This window comes from Streptomyces sp. HUAS CB01 (assembly GCF_030406905.1).
Taxonomy (GTDB): Bacteria; Actinomycetota; Actinomycetes; order Streptomycetales; family Streptomycetaceae; genus Streptomyces; species Streptomyces chengbuensis.
In genome coordinates this window covers 7,296,345-7,310,566 of sequence record NZ_CP129137.1, presented here as the reverse complement: position 1 = coordinate 7,310,566, position 14,222 = coordinate 7,296,345, and the positions used below count along the sequence as shown (strand labels likewise).

15 protein-coding genes are annotated in these 14,222 nt (G+C 73.9%); 8 read left to right on the top strand and 7 right to left on the bottom strand.

Features of this window, described 5'->3' with window-relative positions; all coding sequences use genetic code 11:
* Positions 1 to 124: 124 nt before the first annotated feature.
* Entirely contained in the window at positions 125 to 703 is a 579-nt protein-coding gene (locus tag QRN89_RS31935; protein ID WP_290352891.1) for a hypothetical protein, read from the top strand.
* 168 nt (positions 704 to 871) lie between these two features.
* On the opposite strand, the gene QRN89_RS31930 is transcribed toward QRN89_RS31935, so the two are convergent.
* Positions 872 to 1,837: a pirin family protein gene (locus QRN89_RS31930; RefSeq protein ID WP_290352890.1), complete on the bottom strand. Its 966-nt coding sequence runs from the start codon at positions 1,835 to 1,837 to the stop codon at positions 872 to 874.
* A gap of 145 nt (positions 1,838 to 1,982) precedes the next feature.
* On the opposite strand from QRN89_RS31930, the gene QRN89_RS31925 reads away from it, so the two are divergent.
* Complete coding sequence (locus QRN89_RS31925) at positions 1,983 to 2,333, top strand: tetratricopeptide repeat protein (RefSeq protein ID WP_290352889.1); 351 nt, start codon at positions 1,983 to 1,985, stop codon at positions 2,331 to 2,333.
* A 266-nt stretch (positions 2,334 to 2,599) separates the two neighbouring features.
* Here the strand turns inward: QRN89_RS31925 and QRN89_RS31920 are convergent, their stop codons facing one another.
* Positions 2,600 to 4,042, bottom strand: coding sequence for a dihydrolipoyl dehydrogenase family protein (locus tag QRN89_RS31920; protein WP_290352888.1), 1,443 nt, complete (start codon positions 4,040 to 4,042; stop codon positions 2,600 to 2,602).
* Between the two features lie 151 nt (positions 4,043 to 4,193).
* Between QRN89_RS31920 and trxA the strand changes: the two genes are divergently transcribed.
* Positions 4,194 to 4,574 carry a thioredoxin gene (gene trxA / locus QRN89_RS31915; protein ID WP_290352887.1) on the top strand — a complete coding sequence of 127 codons (381 nt, stop codon included), beginning with the start codon at positions 4,194 to 4,196 and terminating at the stop codon, positions 4,572 to 4,574.
* 223 nt (positions 4,575 to 4,797) lie between these two features.
* Here trxA and QRN89_RS31910 read toward each other — a convergent pair whose 3' ends face one another.
* Positions 4,798 to 5,067, bottom strand: a complete 270-nt coding sequence (locus tag QRN89_RS31910) for a hypothetical protein (RefSeq protein ID WP_290352886.1) — start codon at positions 5,065 to 5,067, stop codon at positions 4,798 to 4,800.
* A gap of 115 nt (positions 5,068 to 5,182) precedes the next feature.
* Positions 5,183 to 6,205 carry a LacI family DNA-binding transcriptional regulator gene (locus tag QRN89_RS31905; protein WP_290352885.1) on the bottom strand — a complete coding sequence of 341 codons (1,023 nt, stop codon included), beginning with the start codon at positions 6,203 to 6,205 and terminating at the stop codon, positions 5,183 to 5,185.
* A 190-nt stretch (positions 6,206 to 6,395) separates the two neighbouring features.
* On the opposite strand from QRN89_RS31905, the gene QRN89_RS31900 reads away from it, so the two are divergent.
* The gene (locus QRN89_RS31900; protein ID WP_290352884.1) at positions 6,396 to 7,097 is read left to right on the top strand and encodes an alpha/beta fold hydrolase; all 702 of its coding nucleotides are present in this window, start codon (positions 6,396 to 6,398) and stop codon (positions 7,095 to 7,097) included.
* Here the strand turns inward: QRN89_RS31900 and QRN89_RS31895 are convergent.
* Positions 7,094 to 7,954: a TIGR02452 family protein gene (locus tag QRN89_RS31895; RefSeq protein WP_290352883.1), complete on the bottom strand. Its 861-nt coding sequence runs from the start codon at positions 7,952 to 7,954 to the stop codon at positions 7,094 to 7,096. The genes QRN89_RS31900 and QRN89_RS31895 overlap by 4 nt on opposite strands.
* A gap of 160 nt (positions 7,955 to 8,114) precedes the next feature.
* Between QRN89_RS31895 and egtA the strand changes: the two genes are divergently transcribed.
* The 4 genes from egtA to egtD are packed head-to-tail and all read left to right on the top strand — an operon-like array spanning position 8,115 to position 12,407.
* Positions 8,115 to 9,383 carry an ergothioneine biosynthesis glutamate--cysteine ligase EgtA gene (gene egtA, locus QRN89_RS31890; RefSeq protein WP_290352882.1) on the top strand — a complete coding sequence of 423 codons (1,269 nt, stop codon included), beginning with the start codon at positions 8,115 to 8,117 and terminating at the stop codon, positions 9,381 to 9,383.
* Positions 9,380 to 10,693, top strand: coding sequence for an ergothioneine biosynthesis protein EgtB (egtB, locus tag QRN89_RS31885; protein WP_290352881.1), 1,314 nt, complete (start codon positions 9,380 to 9,382; stop codon positions 10,691 to 10,693). Before egtA ends, egtB begins: the two co-directional genes overlap by 4 nt.
* Complete coding sequence (egtC, locus tag QRN89_RS31880; protein ID WP_290352880.1) at positions 10,693 to 11,448, top strand: ergothioneine biosynthesis protein EgtC; 756 nt, start codon at positions 10,693 to 10,695, stop codon at positions 11,446 to 11,448. Before egtB ends, egtC begins: the two co-directional genes overlap by 1 nt.
* On the top strand, positions 11,445 to 12,407 hold the full coding sequence (gene egtD, locus QRN89_RS31875) for an L-histidine N(alpha)-methyltransferase (RefSeq protein WP_290352879.1): 963 nt from the start codon (positions 11,445 to 11,447) through the stop codon (positions 12,405 to 12,407). The genes egtC and egtD overlap by 4 nt, the downstream gene beginning before the upstream one ends.
* Here the strand turns inward: egtD and QRN89_RS31870 are convergent.
* Both QRN89_RS31870 and QRN89_RS31865 read right to left on the bottom strand, forming a co-directional pair.
* Positions 12,302 to 13,264: a lysophospholipid acyltransferase family protein gene (locus tag QRN89_RS31870; protein ID WP_290352878.1), complete on the bottom strand. Its 963-nt coding sequence runs from the start codon at positions 13,262 to 13,264 to the stop codon at positions 12,302 to 12,304. The two genes, egtD and QRN89_RS31870, sit on opposite strands and share 106 nt — an antisense overlap.
* Positions 13,261 to 14,037: a GNAT family N-acetyltransferase gene (locus tag QRN89_RS31865; protein ID WP_290352877.1), complete on the bottom strand. Its 777-nt coding sequence runs from the start codon at positions 14,035 to 14,037 to the stop codon at positions 13,261 to 13,263. The genes QRN89_RS31870 and QRN89_RS31865 overlap by 4 nt, the downstream gene beginning before the upstream one ends.
* Positions 14,038 to 14,222: the final 185 nt, after the last annotated feature.

The window sequence follows — 14,222 nt, the reverse complement described above, 5'->3', positions numbered from 1 at the left end:
TCCCCCGGTCCTCCGTGTGCCGCTGCGTATGATGGCCCCGGGGAACCCATCCCGCGCCCTGCCGAGTGGTACCGGCGGCGAGCCGACAGGGACACAACATCCGGGGTCGAGGTGAGAGGAACACATGGTCTCCGAAACCCACGTGGCACACAACGTCGAGCTCACCGCCGAGAGCCTCCAGGAGGACCTGGCCCGCCTTCACGTCCAGAAGCAGGCGCTGGAGAGGGAGCTGGCCGCGGTGGTGGCCCATCTCGGCTCCGTCGAACGGGCTCTCCGCGCCCTCCAGTCGCTCATGCTCGACCCGGCCGTCGCACCGGCGGAGACCCCCGTGGCGCCGGGCCGGCGGCAGGCGGCGGCGCGCGTGGCACCGGAGACCGCCGTGCCCTCCCCCGCGGTCCCGGCCGAGGCACCGAAGACGGCGCCGCGGACCCGGCGGCCGAGGAGCCGGCAGGGGGCCAAGGAGTCGGCGACCTCGACCGACGCCGACCGGCAGAGCGGTTACGGCAGGCTCACCGAGCAGATCCTGGAGTACTTCGCCACGGTCGGCGACGCGGACGTACGGGCCCGCGATGTGGCCGCCGCCCTCGGCCGCGACACGGACAGCGGCACCATCAACGCGGTCCGCAGCACGCTCGACCGCCTGGTCGGCACCTCGCGCATCCGCCGGACCGGCCGGGGCCTGTACCGCGCCGAGCGCGCGTAGCGTCCGGGGCCGGGGCCCCCGCGACGCCCACGGGGTGGTGCGAGGGGGCGGTGCCGCCGGGTGACGGTGTCACCGGGACGAGGACCATGCGTGCACCCGCGGGTCCCGGAACGGTGTGGTGTCAGGTCGTCGGTGTCATGGCGGTGCGACGGCACGACGGCACGACGGTCAGCGCACCCGTCCCCGCGGCTTGAGCGGCACCGGCGGGAGGTCGGGCGCCGGGAGCCGGTCGCCCGCGTAGCCGTGGACCTCGCCGAAGCGGGAGCCCTCCATCCAGTCCCTGCGGGCGGTCTCGATCTCCTCCTGCGTACGGCCGATGAAGTTCCACCACATGATGAGCTCCTCCTCGAACGGTTCACCTCCGAGCAGCATCAGACCGGCGTCCGACTCGGCCCGCAGGGGCAGTTCGCCGCGTCCGCAGCCGAGGTAGAGCATCGAGCCGGGGAGCAGGGGCACACCGTCGACGTGGGCCTCGCCGGACATGGAGAGCACGGCGTACTCGAAGTCCGGTTCGAGCGGGATGCTGGTCTCGGTGCCGCGGGCCAGGGCGAGGTCGGCGCCCACGATGGGCGTGTACGTCGAGCCCGGTGAGACCGCGCCGTCGAGCTCTCCGAGAATGACCGTGGCGGTCAGTCCGGGAACGGTGACGTGCGGAAGTTCGGCATGGTGCTGGAAGTGCGGTTCCCCGTGACGGTGGGCGTCGGGCAGGGCGACCCAGAGCTGGGCTCCGTGGAGGAGGCGGGCATGGCTCTTCGGGCTCTCCTCGGAGTGGCTGATCGCCCGCCCCGAGGTCATGAGGCCGAGCTCCTTCGGCCGGATCGTCTGGAGACTGCCCACGCTGTCCCGGTGCAGCACCTCGCCCTCGTGCAGCCAGCTCACGGTCTGCAGGCCCATGTGCGGGTGGGGCGGCACCTGCATCCCGGGCTCGTCGGCGATGTCGTCGGGACCGTAGTGGTCGACGAAGCACCAGGCACCCACCATCCTGCGTCCGAGGTTGGGGAGCAGCCGGCGGACCTCGGTGGACTCGCCGAGCGGGACGCGGCGGGGGGTCAGGAGCTCACGCACGGGATCGGCGACGACGAAGCCCTTGCCGCCGCATACGGAGAGCGCAGCCTGACGATCAAGATTGCTCATGACGCCCAACCTAGTCCTGTGTGGTGCCGATGCGCCGCAGCGCGAGGATGTGGAATATTCAACCACTTTCTCGGGTTGACGGCGTCGCGGGGGGACGGTGCAGGGGGCCGTCGGCAGACCCGCAGGTGACGGAGAGGGAGACGAAGTGAGCGACACCTACTACGAGTTCGGGACCCCGGCGGAGCGCTGGGACCGTGCGCGGTTCTTCTTCGACGCCAAGGAGTACATGACGGCCGCGCGGATCCTGGACGGCCTCGTCGCGGAGGCGCCGGAGCAGGTCGCCCCGAGGCTGCTGCTCGCCCGCGCCTACTACCACTCCGCCCGGCTCGGCAAGGCCGAGACCGAGCTGCTCGCGGTGCTCGAGCGCGACCCGGTCGAGCACTACGCCCGCCTGATGCTCGGCCGCACTCTGGAGCGGCAGGGCAGGCACACCGAGGCCGCGCCCCACCTGCGGATCGCGGCGGCGATGTCCGGGGACTTCCCCGAGGTGCCGTGAGGCGGTGACCCGCCGTCCGGGGCCGGCCACCCGCCCGGCTCCGGCCGGTGTGGGCCCGCCGGGCGCCGGCCGGCGGGCCGTTCCGGGGACCGGCGCCCGGCGCCGTGGTGGGCAGCGCCTGCCGCTCCACCTGCGCGCGAGTCCCGTGACGGGCGACTCCGGCGCGGGGACGCACCGCGCCCGGGCCGCCGCAGCGCCCGCACAGCCGGCCGGTCGGCCTCCGAGCCCGTCCCCGGCGGCGCCCGCCGCGCCCGTACGCCGGTCCGTCAGCCGCCCTGGCCGTCCCGGTACTCCTCCAGCAGACGCAGCCACACCTCGCTGATCGTCGGGTACGAGGGCACCGCGTGCCACAGCCGCTCGATCGGCACCTCCCCGGCCACCGCGATCGTGGCCGAATGGAGCAGTTCGCTCACGCCCGGACCGACGAAGGTGGCGCCGAGGAGGACCTCCCGGTCGAGATCGACGACCATACGGGCGCGGCCGCGGTAGTTGTCGACGAAGAGGCTCGCGCCCGCGACGGCGGCCAGGTCCCTGTCGACGGCGCGGACACGGTGCCCCGCGGCCCGGGCCTCCGCCAGGGACAGACCGACAGCGGCGGCCTCCGGGTCGGTGAAGACGACCTGCGGGACGGCGTCGTGGTCGGCCGTCGCCGCGTGCGCGCCCCAACGGTCCGTCTCCAGCAGCGGCGTGTGCCGGGCGCGCGCCACGATGGCCGCTCCGGCGATCCGCGCCTGGTACTTGCCCTGGTGGGTGAGGAGGGCGCGGTGGTTGACGTCACCGACGCCGTACAGCCAGTCGTGGCCGTCCACCCGGCAGCTGTCGTCGACCCGGAGCCAGGAGCCCGGCTCCAGTCCCACCGTCTCCAGCCCGATGTCGCCGGTGCGCGGGGCGCGCCCGGTGGCGAACAGCACCTCGTCGGCCTCGATCAGCTCCCCGTCGTCGAGGACGACGGTGACCGGTCCGCCGGGGTCGGGCCGGTTGACGGCGGCCACTCCCACGCCGGTCCGCACGGTCGCCCCGGCCTCGGTGAGCGACTCGGCGACGTACTCGCCGACGAAGGGTTCCATGCGCGGCAGCAGCCCCCCGCCGCGCACCAGCAGGGTCACCTGCGAGCCGAGGCCCTGCCAGGCGGTCGCCATCTCCGCACCGACGACTCCCCCGCCCACCACGACCAGCCGGCCGGGCGCCGCGTGCGCGCTGGTCGCCTCGCGGCTCGTCCAGGCCCTGGCCCCGGTGAGGCCCGGCAGATCCGGCAGGACCGCGCGGCTGCCGGTGCACACGGCGACGGCGTGCTGCGCGGTCAGCACATGGTGTTCGCCCTCCGGCCCTTCGACGACGACCTTGCGCGGGCCGTGGAGCCGGCCCTGCCCGCGGTACAGCCGGGCGCCGGTCCCGTCGAGCCATGAGGCCTGGCCGTCGTCCTTCCAGTGCGAGGTCATCCCGTCGCGGTGGGCGAGGACGGCCTCCGTGTCGAGCGGGCCCTGCACCGCCTGGCGCACGCCGGGTACCTTGCGCGCGTCGGAGCGGGTGATCACGGGCCGCAGCAGCGCCTTGCTCGGCATGCACGCCCAGTACGAGCACTCCCCGCCGACGAGTTCGCTCTCCACCACGGCCGTACGGAGACCGGCGGCCCGTGTGCGGTCCGCCACGTTCTCGCCGGTCGGCCCGGCCCCCAGCACCACGACGTCGTACTCCACGGCTTCCGTCATACGGACAGTCTGGTGGCACGTGTGGACCGCGGCCACATGGGCAGGCGGAATACGGCCGTACTCCGCGCCTGTTGTGGCGGAGGTCCCCCTCGGCCGCGAGGGCGCCGGAGGGACGGGGCCGACCGGACACCCCAGGAAGAGGTAGTAGGTAATGAGCACTGTCGAGCTCACCAAGGAAAACTTCGATCAGGTCGTCTCCGAGAACGACTTCGTCCTGATCGACTTCTGGGCTTCCTGGTGCGGTCCGTGTCGCCAGTTCGCCCCGGTGTACGAGGGCGCCTCGGAGCGCCACGAGGACCTGGTCTTCGCGAAGGTCGACACGGAGGCGCAGCCGGAGCTGGCGGCGGCGTTCGACATCCAGTCCATCCCGACGCTGATGATCGTCCGGGACAACGTCGCGGTGTTCGCGCAGCCGGGCGCGCTGCCCGAGCCCGTCCTGGAGGACGTCATCGGCCAGGCTCGTGGCCTGGACATGGACGAGGTGCGCAAGTCCATCGAGGACGCGCAGAAGAACGAGGCGAAGCAGCAGTGAGCACGGCGGGCGCGCCCGGACCGCGGCCACCGCGGACCGGGCGCGTCCGTGTCTCCGGGTGCCTGCAGGGTCCCGGCGTGCGCCGGTCCGCATGCCTGCGATCGCCGCTTCCCGCGCGGGTGTTCGTCGGACCGCACGCCCGCGAGCGCCGAAGCGCAGGCCCGTTCGTCGCCCGCGCGGGGACCTTCGGCGCCGCGTGCCCGCGGCTGCGGCTGCGCGCCGGTCACTCCGGCTGCCAGTCCCTGACCAGGGCCGTCAGCCCGTAGTCCAGCTCCGAGCCGTCCACGAGGAGCGCTTCCACCGTGCGCGTCCCGGGGTCGACGTCGGCGACGATGCCGTGCCCCGCGTAACGCGGATAGCCCGACGCCCCCAGTTCCCCGGTCAGCTCGACCACGGCCGTGCGGACCGCGCTGTCCTCGACCGCCGCGCCACCGCGGTCCTCGACGTGCTCCGGCACGAGCAGGATCTCGAAGCGCCGCGGAACAGTGCTCATGCCATGACGCTAGTCAGGCCCGGCCCGTCACGCATGTCCGCGCCGGCGCTCCCGCCTCCTTCGGGCACGCGGTGACCCCGGTCCGTGCCGCACCGTCGTCGGGCCGTGCGGTGTCTCAGGTCGACTCGCGTCCCACCGCCGTCGCCCCCATCAGGCCGTGGCGCTCCGGTGCGCCGTCCTGGTCCCGGACCGCGCGGTCCACGAGATCGGCGAGGTGCCGGCCGGTCACCACGTCGATGCGCACGGTGCTCAGCCGCGGCCGCAGCAGCCGCCCGAGCAGCAGGTCGTCCGCCCCGATGACGGCCGTGTCGCCGGGGACGGAGAGGCCGGCGTCCTGCAGGGCGCGCATCAGGAGCATGGCGTACTCGTCGTTGTACGCGTAGACCGCGTCCAGTCCCAGGTTCCGCCAGCGGGAGGCGAGCGCCTCGGCGGCCTCCTCGTCGTACGCGAGCGGGACGGCGCGGACGGTCGCGCCGTGCGGCTCCGCGGCCCCGCGGACACCGGCGAGGCGTGGCTCGGAGAAGAGGCCGAGACCCGGCTCCTCCGGCATGATCACGCCGAGTCGGCGGTACCCGCGCTCCAGCAGGTGCTCCGCGGCCCTCGCGCCGATCTCCCGCTGGTCCATGACGAGGGAGTGCGCACCCTCCACGGGACGGGGACCGAGCGTGATCACGGCTCTGACGCCGGAGCGCTTGAGCACCTCGACGCTGTGGGGGGTCAGGACGGTCTCCCCGAGGGAGACCACGGCAGCGGGACGCAGCTCCGCCCAGGCGCGGGCGGCCGAGTCGCCGTCGAGGCCCATGCTGCCGTACTGGACGACCGTGTAGTCGAGGCCGCGGAGCGCCCACTGGAGTTCGTTGAGGAAGCGGCTGTAGAGCGGGCCGACGGGGACGTGCGCGGTCGGCAGCAGCACCATCCGGCTGTGTCCGGCGCGCAGGGTGCGGGCCGCCGCGTGGGGCACGTAGCCCAGTTCCTCGGCGGCTGCGCGGACCCTGCGACGGGTGGGTTCGCTGATGCGTACGGCCGAGGCGTTGTTGAGCACGTAGGAGACGGTCGCACGGGAGACCCCGGCCAGCCGGGCGACGTCGGCACTGGTCGGAACGGAGCGTTCTCGTGGCTCTCTGGGTGTCTGGGTCATCGCGCTCGGCATCCTTCCAGACCGGCTCCGCGGCCGATCCGGAGGTTGGCCTGAACTGAGCGGCACCTTGCGGTGACACGAGTAACATGTACGTTCGATCCGCGGTGACCTGTGCCGCCCCCGCGTCGCGCCGGGCCGTCGGGCCCGAGGTGGACCGAGCGGCCGAAAGGAACCGACGGAAGGCGAGTCCGTGCGACTGCACACCCACACGTGGGGCGCCGGCGACCGCGTCGCGCTGCTGGTCCACGGCATCATGGCCGACCACCGCACATGGCGGAGGGTGGGGCCCGCGCTCGCCGAGCGCGGCTACCGGGTCGTCGCCGTCGATCTCCGCGGCCACGGCCTCAGCGGGCGCGCCGCCTCATACACGGCACAGGATCACGCCGACGACCTGGCCGAGACCCTGCCGCGGGGCGCCGAGCTCGCGCTGGGGCACTCCCTCGGCGGGCTCACCCTGTCCCTCGCCGTGGAACGGCTGGCTCCGCGGCGGGCCGTGTACTCCGATCCCGCCTGGCACCTCGGCACCCGGGAGGAGGGCTTCGACCCCGCTCAGTTCGCCGAGCTCAAGTCGATCGCCACGCGGGACGTCGTCGGGATGCTGCACCCGCGCTGGGCGCGCGAGGACGTGGACGTCGAGCTGGAGGCCCTGGCGCTCTGGGACGAGTCGTCCGCGTTCGGGCTGTCGGGATCGGCCGGTGTGGACCTGCTGCCGGCGGGGCCGGCCGTACCGTCGCTGGTCCAGCTCGCCGACCCGAGCCTTCTGGTGTCCGGGGAGAGGGCCCGGACGCTGGCCACCCGGGGCTTCGCGCTCCGTACGGTCAGGGGTGCCGGCCACGTGATCCACCGCGACGACTTCGACGGGTTCATGGCGTCCCTGGAGGGCTGGATCTAGCCGGCCCCGTTCGGGGGGCCGGACCGGCCGTCGCGCTCCGCCGGAAACGCCTCCCGGAACGCCCCGAGCGTCCGCGCTTCCCGCGTCCGGTCCAGCACCGCGAAGACGATCTCGTCGAAGTGCCCGGAGAAGCGCCCGTCCCCCGTGAGCAGCGACCGGAAGGCCCCCGCGACGCGGGACGGGTCGTTGCGGAAGACCCCGCAGCCCCAGGCGCCCAGGACGAGCCGCCGGTAGCCCGTCGTCGCGGCCGTCTCCAGGACTCGCTCGGCCCGGGAGGCGAGGACCCGGGGTATCCGGACGGCCAGCTCGGGCGTGCGGGCGGCGATCACGCCCGCGTTGGGCGCGGGCGAGGTGAGGAACCCTACCGTGAACGGGGTGTCGAGGAGTCCGCCGCGCTCGTCCCGGAACACCGGTACGCCCGGCGAGTGGATCACCCGGTCGGAGTAGAAGGGGCTCCGGTCCTCCCGGTGGTGCGTGTAGAACCCGGGGACGGCCAGCAACGTGGTGTAGAGAGCGGAGGCCCGGCAGAGCGCCTCCTCCTGCGCCTGGGCGCCGTTGAGGTACCCGCCGCCGGGATTGCGGGCCGAGGCGAAGTTCAGGACGGCGACCGGGGCGGCGTCCCGGCCGGTCATCCTGCGCGCGGCCGTCAGGCTGCTCTCCCCGGTGACCTCGCATACGCTGAGACGGTCCGTGTCGGGGACCACCGGCACGGGCTCGGGCCCGAACATCCGTGTCCCCTCGACCGCGGCGGACAGATCCCCGCCGATCGTCACCGTGCGGCCGCCCGGTGCCCGGTAGCGACCTGCTTCGACGATCTCCTGGGTCTGCCGTGCCATCCCCCGCAAACGTGCACTCATGCCAGGAATCCTCAGTGATCAAGGAGGCGCCCCGCAAGCCTGTTCTCGCCCCGCTCACCCCTGCTCCGAGGCCGGGCCCGACCCGTCCGAAGGGCACTCTTGTGCGAACCGCAGCGGTGGCATTAGGTGGACGGAACGCCTTCGACGGGAGGAGTCGATCATGGCAGCACCAGGCCGCGGGGGCAGCGGACCGCGCCTCTCCGAGGACGACGCCGAAGAACTGCTCCGATGTATCTGCTTCAAGACGGGCCCACCCCGAACGGTAGGGGTGGAGCTGGAATGGCTCGTGCACGACCGGCACCTGCCGCACCTGCCCGTCGACGAGGCCCGTCTCGACCGGGCATTCGCCGGACTCCGGGCCCTGTCCCTCGGTTCGGCCCTCACCTTCGAGCCGGGCGGGCAGCTGGAGCTGAGCTCGCCGCCCGCCGGGTCGCTCATGGAGTGCATCGACTCCACAGCGGCTGATCTGGCCGCCGTCCGGACCGCACTGGCCGGATCCGGACTCACACTGACCGGTTACGGTCACGATCCGTGGAACCCGCCGCGCCGACTGCTGCGCGAGCCGCGCTACGACGCCATGGAGGCGTGCCTCGACCGGACCGGCCCCGCGGGCCGCTCCATGATGTGCTCCTCGGCGTCCGTGCAGGTGTGCCTGGACGCGGGATACGAGGAGCCCGGCCCGCTCGGGCTCGGCCGCCGCTGGCAGTTGGCGCACCTGCTGGGAGCGGTGCTCGTCGCGGCCTTCGCCAACTCCCCGGCGGGAGCGGGCGGGCCCACCGGCTGGCGCTCCACCCGGCAGTCGCTGTGGACCGACCTGGACCCGGCACGGGCCCTGGCACCGGCCCCCGGAGCGCCGCCGCGCGAGGCCTGGGCCGCGCACGTGCTGGACACACCGGTGATGTGCATCCGTGCCGCCGAGGGCCCCTGGCCGGTGCCGCAGGGGCTGACGTTCCGGGAGTGGATACGGTCCGGCGAGCCCCGGCCGCCCACCCGCGCCGACCTCGAGTACCACATGACCACGCTCTTCCCGCCGGTGCGGCCGCGCGGGCACCTCGAACTGCGCATGATCGACGCGCAGCGGGGCGAGACGGGGTGGATGGTTCCCCTCGCCGTCACCATGGCGCTCTTCGACGACCCGGAGGCCGCGGAGACCGCCTACCGCACGGTCAAGCCGCTCGCCGAGACCGCCGGCCCCCGGCCCGCGCCGCGCAACCCCCTGTGGGTGGGTGCCGCAAGGAACGGGCTGACCGACCCCGAACTGCACGGCGCCGCCGTCAGCTGCTTCGCCGTCGCCCTGGAGGCCCTCCCCAGGCTGGGTGCCTCGCAGGCCGTACAGGACGCGGTCGCCGCGTTCCACGAGCACCATGTCCTGCCCGGCCGGTGTCCGGCCGACGACTTCTCGCTCCTCAGCAAGGAGACCAGCTCATGACCGAGACCCCGGTGGCCACGGACGACGTGCTCAGGAAGCGCGCCCTGGACGCGCTGACCACGGCCCGGGCCCGTACCACGCTGCTGACGGAGTGCGTCGACGACGACGAACTCACCGCCCAGCACTCGCCCTTGATGTCCCCGCTCGTGTGGGACCTGGCGCACATCGGCAACCAGGAGGAGCAGTGGCTCCTGCGGGCCGTCGCCGGACGGGACGCGATCCGGCCCGAGATCGACTCGGTCTACGACGCCTTCGAGCACCCGCGTGCGGAGCGCCCGACCCTGCCGCTGCTGTCGCCCGCCGAGTCCCGGACGTACGCCTCCGACATCCGCGGCCGGGTGCTGGACATCCTGGAGGCGCACCCGCTGCACGGCAGCGCGCTCGTGGACTCCGCCTTCGCCTTCGGGATGATCGCGCAGCACGAGCAGCAGCACGACGAGACCATGCTCATCACCCACCAGCTGCGGCGCGGCCCGGCGGCGCTCGACGCGCCCGAGCCGCCCGGCGGCGGCACGACCGGGCTGCCGGCCGAAGTGCTCGTGCCGGCGGGCCCGTTCACGATGGGCACCTCGGCCGAGCCGTGGGCCCTGGACAACGAGCGGCCCGCCCACCACCGCCAGGTGGACGCGTTCCTCATCGACACCACCCCCGTCACGAACGGCGCGTTCCAGGCGTTCGTCGCGGACGGCGGCTACACCGACGAGCGCTGGTGGGCGCCCGAGGGCTGGGACCAGATCCGCAAGCACGGCATCGGCGCGCCGCTGTTCTGGCGGCGCGAGGGCGGCCAGTGGCTGCGCCGCCGTTTCGGGGTGACCGAACCGGTGCCCGAGGACGAGCCGGTGCTGCACGTCAGCTGGTACGAGGCGGACGCCTACGCGCGCTGGGCGGGCCGGCGGCTGCCCACGGAGGCGGAGTGGGAGAAGGCCGCCCGGCACGACCCCGCCTCCGGCCGCTCGCGGCGCTACCCGTGGGGCGACGAGGACCCGACACCCGGACGCGCCAATCTGGGGCAGCGCCATCTGCGGCCCGCACCCGCGGGGGCCTATCCCGAGGGCGCCTCGCCGCTCGGCATACGGCAGCTCATCGGTGACGTGTGGGAGTGGACGTCGAGCGACTTCCTGCCGTACCCGGGGTTCGCGGCGTTCCCGTACCGCGAGTACTCGGAGGTGTTCTTCGGCCCCGGGCACAAGGTGCTGCGGGGCGGTTCGTTCGCCGTGGACCCCGTGGCCTGCCGGGGCACCTTCCGCAACTGGGACCTGCCGGTGCGCCGGCAGATCTTCTCCGGGTTCCGCACCGCACGGGACGCGTGATGTGCCGTCACATCGCCTTCCTGGGGAGACCGACGGCACTGGGCGAGCTGCTGGTACGGCCGCCGCACGCACTGCTGCGGCAGTCCTGGGCGCCGCGCCGGCAGCGGTACGGGACGGTGAACGCCGACGGTTTTGGGGTGGGCTGGTACGCCGACGGCGATCCGGTACCCGCCCGCTACCGGCGTGCCGGGCCGGTCTGGGCCGACCTGTCCTTCGCCGATCTGGCCCGGGTGGTCCGCAGCGAGGCGCTGCTGGCCGCCGTCCGCGACGCGACGGAGGCCGGTGCGGACGGCGAGGCCGCGGCCGCGCCGTTCGCCGCCGGGCCCTGGCTGTTCAGCCACAACGGCGCCGTGCGGGGCTGGCCCGGCAGCATGGCCGCACTCGCCGCCGCGCTGCCGGCCGGCGAACTGCTGTCGCTGGAGGCGCGCTGCGACTCCGCGCTGGTGTGGGCGCTGGTGCTGCACCGGCTGCGGAACGGTGACGAACCCGGCCAGGCCGTGGCCGACACCGTGCTCGACGTGGCGCGGGCCGCGCCTGACTCCCGGCTCAACCTGCTGCTGACCGACGGCGTGACGATCGCCGCGACCGCCTGGGGCGACACGCTCTGGTACCTGGCCGAACCCGGCCGGGGCACGGTCGTGGCGTCGGAGCCGTACGACGACGATCCCCGCTGGTGCGAGGTGCCCGACCGAGCGCTGCTCACGGCGACCCGTACCGATGTACTACTGACCCCGCTCAAGGAGCCGTCCGCGTGAGCCCGTTCCAGCTGACCCGCACCCTGCCCGAGGACGCCACGAGTGCCGCGCTGCGCGACGACGTGCGGCACGGCCTGACCCGTACGCCCAAGGAACTGCCGCCGAAGTGGTTCTACGACGCCCGCGGCAGCGAGCTGTTCGAGGAGATCACCCGGCTTCCCGAGTACTACCCGACGCGTGCCGAGCGGGAGATCATCTCCGGCAGGGCCCGGGACATCGCCGCCGCGACCGGAGCCCGCACCCTGGTGGAGCTCGGCTCCGGCTCGTCGGAGAAGACCCGTTTCCTGCTGGACGCCCTGCCGGAGCTGCACAGCTACGTCCCGGTGGACGTGAGCGAGAGCGCGCTGACCGGGGCCGCCGAGTCGCTGCTGGCGGACCGCCCGGGGCTTCATGTGCACGCGCTGATCGCGGACTTCACCCACGTACTGGCCCTGCCGGACACCCCGGGCCCGCGACTGGTCGCGTTCCTCGGCGGCACGATCGGCAATCTGCTGCCCGGTGAGCGCGCGGAGTTCCTGCGGTCCGTGCGCGCGCTCCTCACGCCCGGGGACGCGCTGCTGCTCGGCACGGACCTGGTGAAGGACGAGCGGGTGCTGGTGGCCGCGTACGACGACGCCGCCGGTGTCACCGCGGAGTTCGACAAGAACGTGCTCGCCGTGGTCAACCGGGAGCTGGGCGCGGACTTCCCCCTGGACGGCTTCGAGCACGTGGCGGTCTGGAACGCGCAGGAGGAGTGGATCGAGATGCGCCTGCGCGCACGCGAGGCGACGAAGGTGAGGATCCGCGAGCTGGACCTCGTCGTCCCGTTCGAGGCGGGCGAGGAGATCCGTACGGAGGTGTCGGCGAAGTTCCGTCAGGAGGGGGTGCGTTCGGAACTCGCCGCCGCCGGGATGAATCTCACCGAGTGGTGGACGGACTCGGGGGGCAGGTTCGCCCTCTCCCTGTCGACCGCGGTCTGAGCGGGAATCCTCGGAGGCACGGAGTGTGCCGGGTGCGGGCCGGCGGTGCCGTCGGGCGCCGCCGCCCCGCCGAGGGCGTGCTGTGCGGCCCGGGCGAGTGAGCGACGGTCGGGGTGGGCGGCGGCGGGGATCGGCGGCAGCACGGTGATCTCCGCGGTCAGCCCGGCGGCCGTCACGACCCGCCAGAGCGAGGCGCCCAGCGCGTCGTCGCCGACGAACGCGGCCGCCCCGAGGGGCTCGTAGGCGATACGGACGGGCTGCACGGCCGCACCGGAGTCGAGGGCGGCCTGGAAGGCGGCGTGCCGGAAGCGGCCCCGCTCCCGGCCGCACCAGGTGGAGCCCTCGGGGAACACGATCATCCGCGAGCCGTGCCGCAGCGCGCCGGCCACGGTCCGGACGACGCCGGGGAGTTCCCGCAGCCGGTCGCGGTCCACGAACAGGGTGCCGCCGAACCGGGCGAGCGGGCCGAGCACGGGCCACTGACGCACCTCGCGCTTGGCGAGCATCCGTCCCGGCAGCACCGAGGCGACGAGCGGGATGTCCAGCCAGGAGATGTGGTTGGGGACGACGAGCGTGCCCGGGCCGGGACCGCCGGGCCCCCGCTGCCCCGGGACCGCGCCGGTCACCCGGATCCGTACGCCGAAGGCCCGCAGCACGGCGCGGCACCACGGCACGACGAGGCGGGCGCGGCCGGCCGGGCCCAGGGGGATCGCCACGGGGGCGAGCACCACGCCCGCGAGGACCACCGCCGTACCGGCGGACAGACGGAGGACCGCGGTGGTCCGGCGCACGGTCGGCCACCGCGGGGACGCGCAGTCGGCGGGTGTGCAGGGCGCGGTGGGCAGCCAGACGCTCATTTCACGGGCGCCAGGGACAGGAAGTGGCGCAGGTATCGGGGGTTGGTGCGGCGCAGCGACAGCAGGACGTAGAGATCGGCGACGCCGAAGTCGGGGTCGTGCGCGGGCGCTCCGCAGATCCAGGCGCCGAGGCGGAGATAGCCGCGCAGCAGCGGCGGGAGTTCGGTTCGGCCCTGGGGGCGGGCGATGCCGTCGGCGCTCCAGAGCTTGTGCGGGGTGACCCAGTAGTCCTCCGGGGCGAGGTGCTTGGCCTTGACGGTGTCCCAGGTCGCGGCGGCGAGCGCGCCGCCGTCGGCGAGCGGGACCGAGCAGCAGCCGGACAGCCAGGTGTGGCCGGTGCGGGTCATGTAGCGGGCGAGCCCGGCCCAGATCAGGGCGATGACGGCCCCGTTGCGGTGGGCGGGGTGGACGCAGGAGCGGCCCACCTCGACCAGGTCGTGGCGGATGGGGGCGAGCCGGGAGAGGTCGAACTCGGTCTCGGAGTAGAGCCGTCCGGCGACCCGGGCACGCTCCGGCGGCAGCACGCGGTAGGTTCCGACGACCTCGCCGGTGTCCTCGTGGCGCACCAGGATGTGGTCGCAGTACGCGTCGAAGGCGTCGATGTCCAGCCCGGGTTCGGGACCTTCGAGGCGGGCGCCCATCTCCCCGGCGAACACCTGGTGGCGCAGCCGCTGAGCGGCTCGTACGCCCTCCTGGTCACGGGCGAGCGAGACCACGTAGCGGGGCTCTGCGGCGACGAGGGGGGCGGGGACGACGGCTGGCGATGCGGGCATGGCGGTCTCCTCTGCCGGACGGTGGGGCCGGACCGCGCCTGCGGCGGTCCGGCCCCTAACTAATTCCGTGACCGGCTGGATTCGACATGACGGTGGTGCGGAGCGCGGATGTGCGCCGTCTGAATGCCGGGAGACCTCGTGCGGGAGCGGTGGAAGGGCCGCGCCGAGCACGGCCCGCCTCCCGG

What these genes read in the sequence shown, in the direction of transcription:
- egtC (WP_290352880.1), top strand. Translation starts at nt 10,693, where the DNA reads ATGTGCCGTCACATCGCCTTCCTGGGGAGACCGACGGCACTGGGCGAG.
- QRN89_RS31895 (WP_290352883.1), bottom strand. Translation starts at nt 7,954, where the DNA reads ATGAGTGCACGTTTGCGGGGGATGGCACGGCAGACCCAGGAGATCGTC.
- egtB (WP_290352881.1), top strand. Translation starts at nt 9,380, where the DNA reads ATGACCGAGACCCCGGTGGCCACGGACGACGTGCTCAGGAAGCGCGCC.
- QRN89_RS31870 (WP_290352878.1), bottom strand. Translation starts at nt 13,264, where the DNA reads ATGAGCGTCTGGCTGCCCACCGCGCCCTGCACACCCGCCGACTGCGCG.
- QRN89_RS31935 (WP_290352891.1), top strand. Translation starts at nt 125, where the DNA reads ATGGTCTCCGAAACCCACGTGGCACACAACGTCGAGCTCACCGCCGAG.
- QRN89_RS31905 (WP_290352885.1), bottom strand. Translation starts at nt 6,205, where the DNA reads ATGACCCAGACACCCAGAGAGCCACGAGAACGCTCCGTTCCGACCAGT.
- QRN89_RS31910 (WP_290352886.1), bottom strand. Translation starts at nt 5,067, where the DNA reads ATGAGCACTGTTCCGCGGCGCTTCGAGATCCTGCTCGTGCCGGAGCAC.
- egtA (WP_290352882.1), top strand. Translation starts at nt 8,115, where the DNA reads ATGGCAGCACCAGGCCGCGGGGGCAGCGGACCGCGCCTCTCCGAGGAC.
- QRN89_RS31920 (WP_290352888.1), bottom strand. Translation starts at nt 4,042, where the DNA reads ATGACGGAAGCCGTGGAGTACGACGTCGTGGTGCTGGGGGCCGGGCCG.
- trxA (WP_290352887.1), top strand. Translation starts at nt 4,194, where the DNA reads ATGAGCACTGTCGAGCTCACCAAGGAAAACTTCGATCAGGTCGTCTCC.
- QRN89_RS31865 (WP_290352877.1), bottom strand. Translation starts at nt 14,037, where the DNA reads ATGCCCGCATCGCCAGCCGTCGTCCCCGCCCCCCTCGTCGCCGCAGAG.
- QRN89_RS31930 (WP_290352890.1), bottom strand. Translation starts at nt 1,837, where the DNA reads ATGAGCAATCTTGATCGTCAGGCTGCGCTCTCCGTATGCGGCGGCAAG.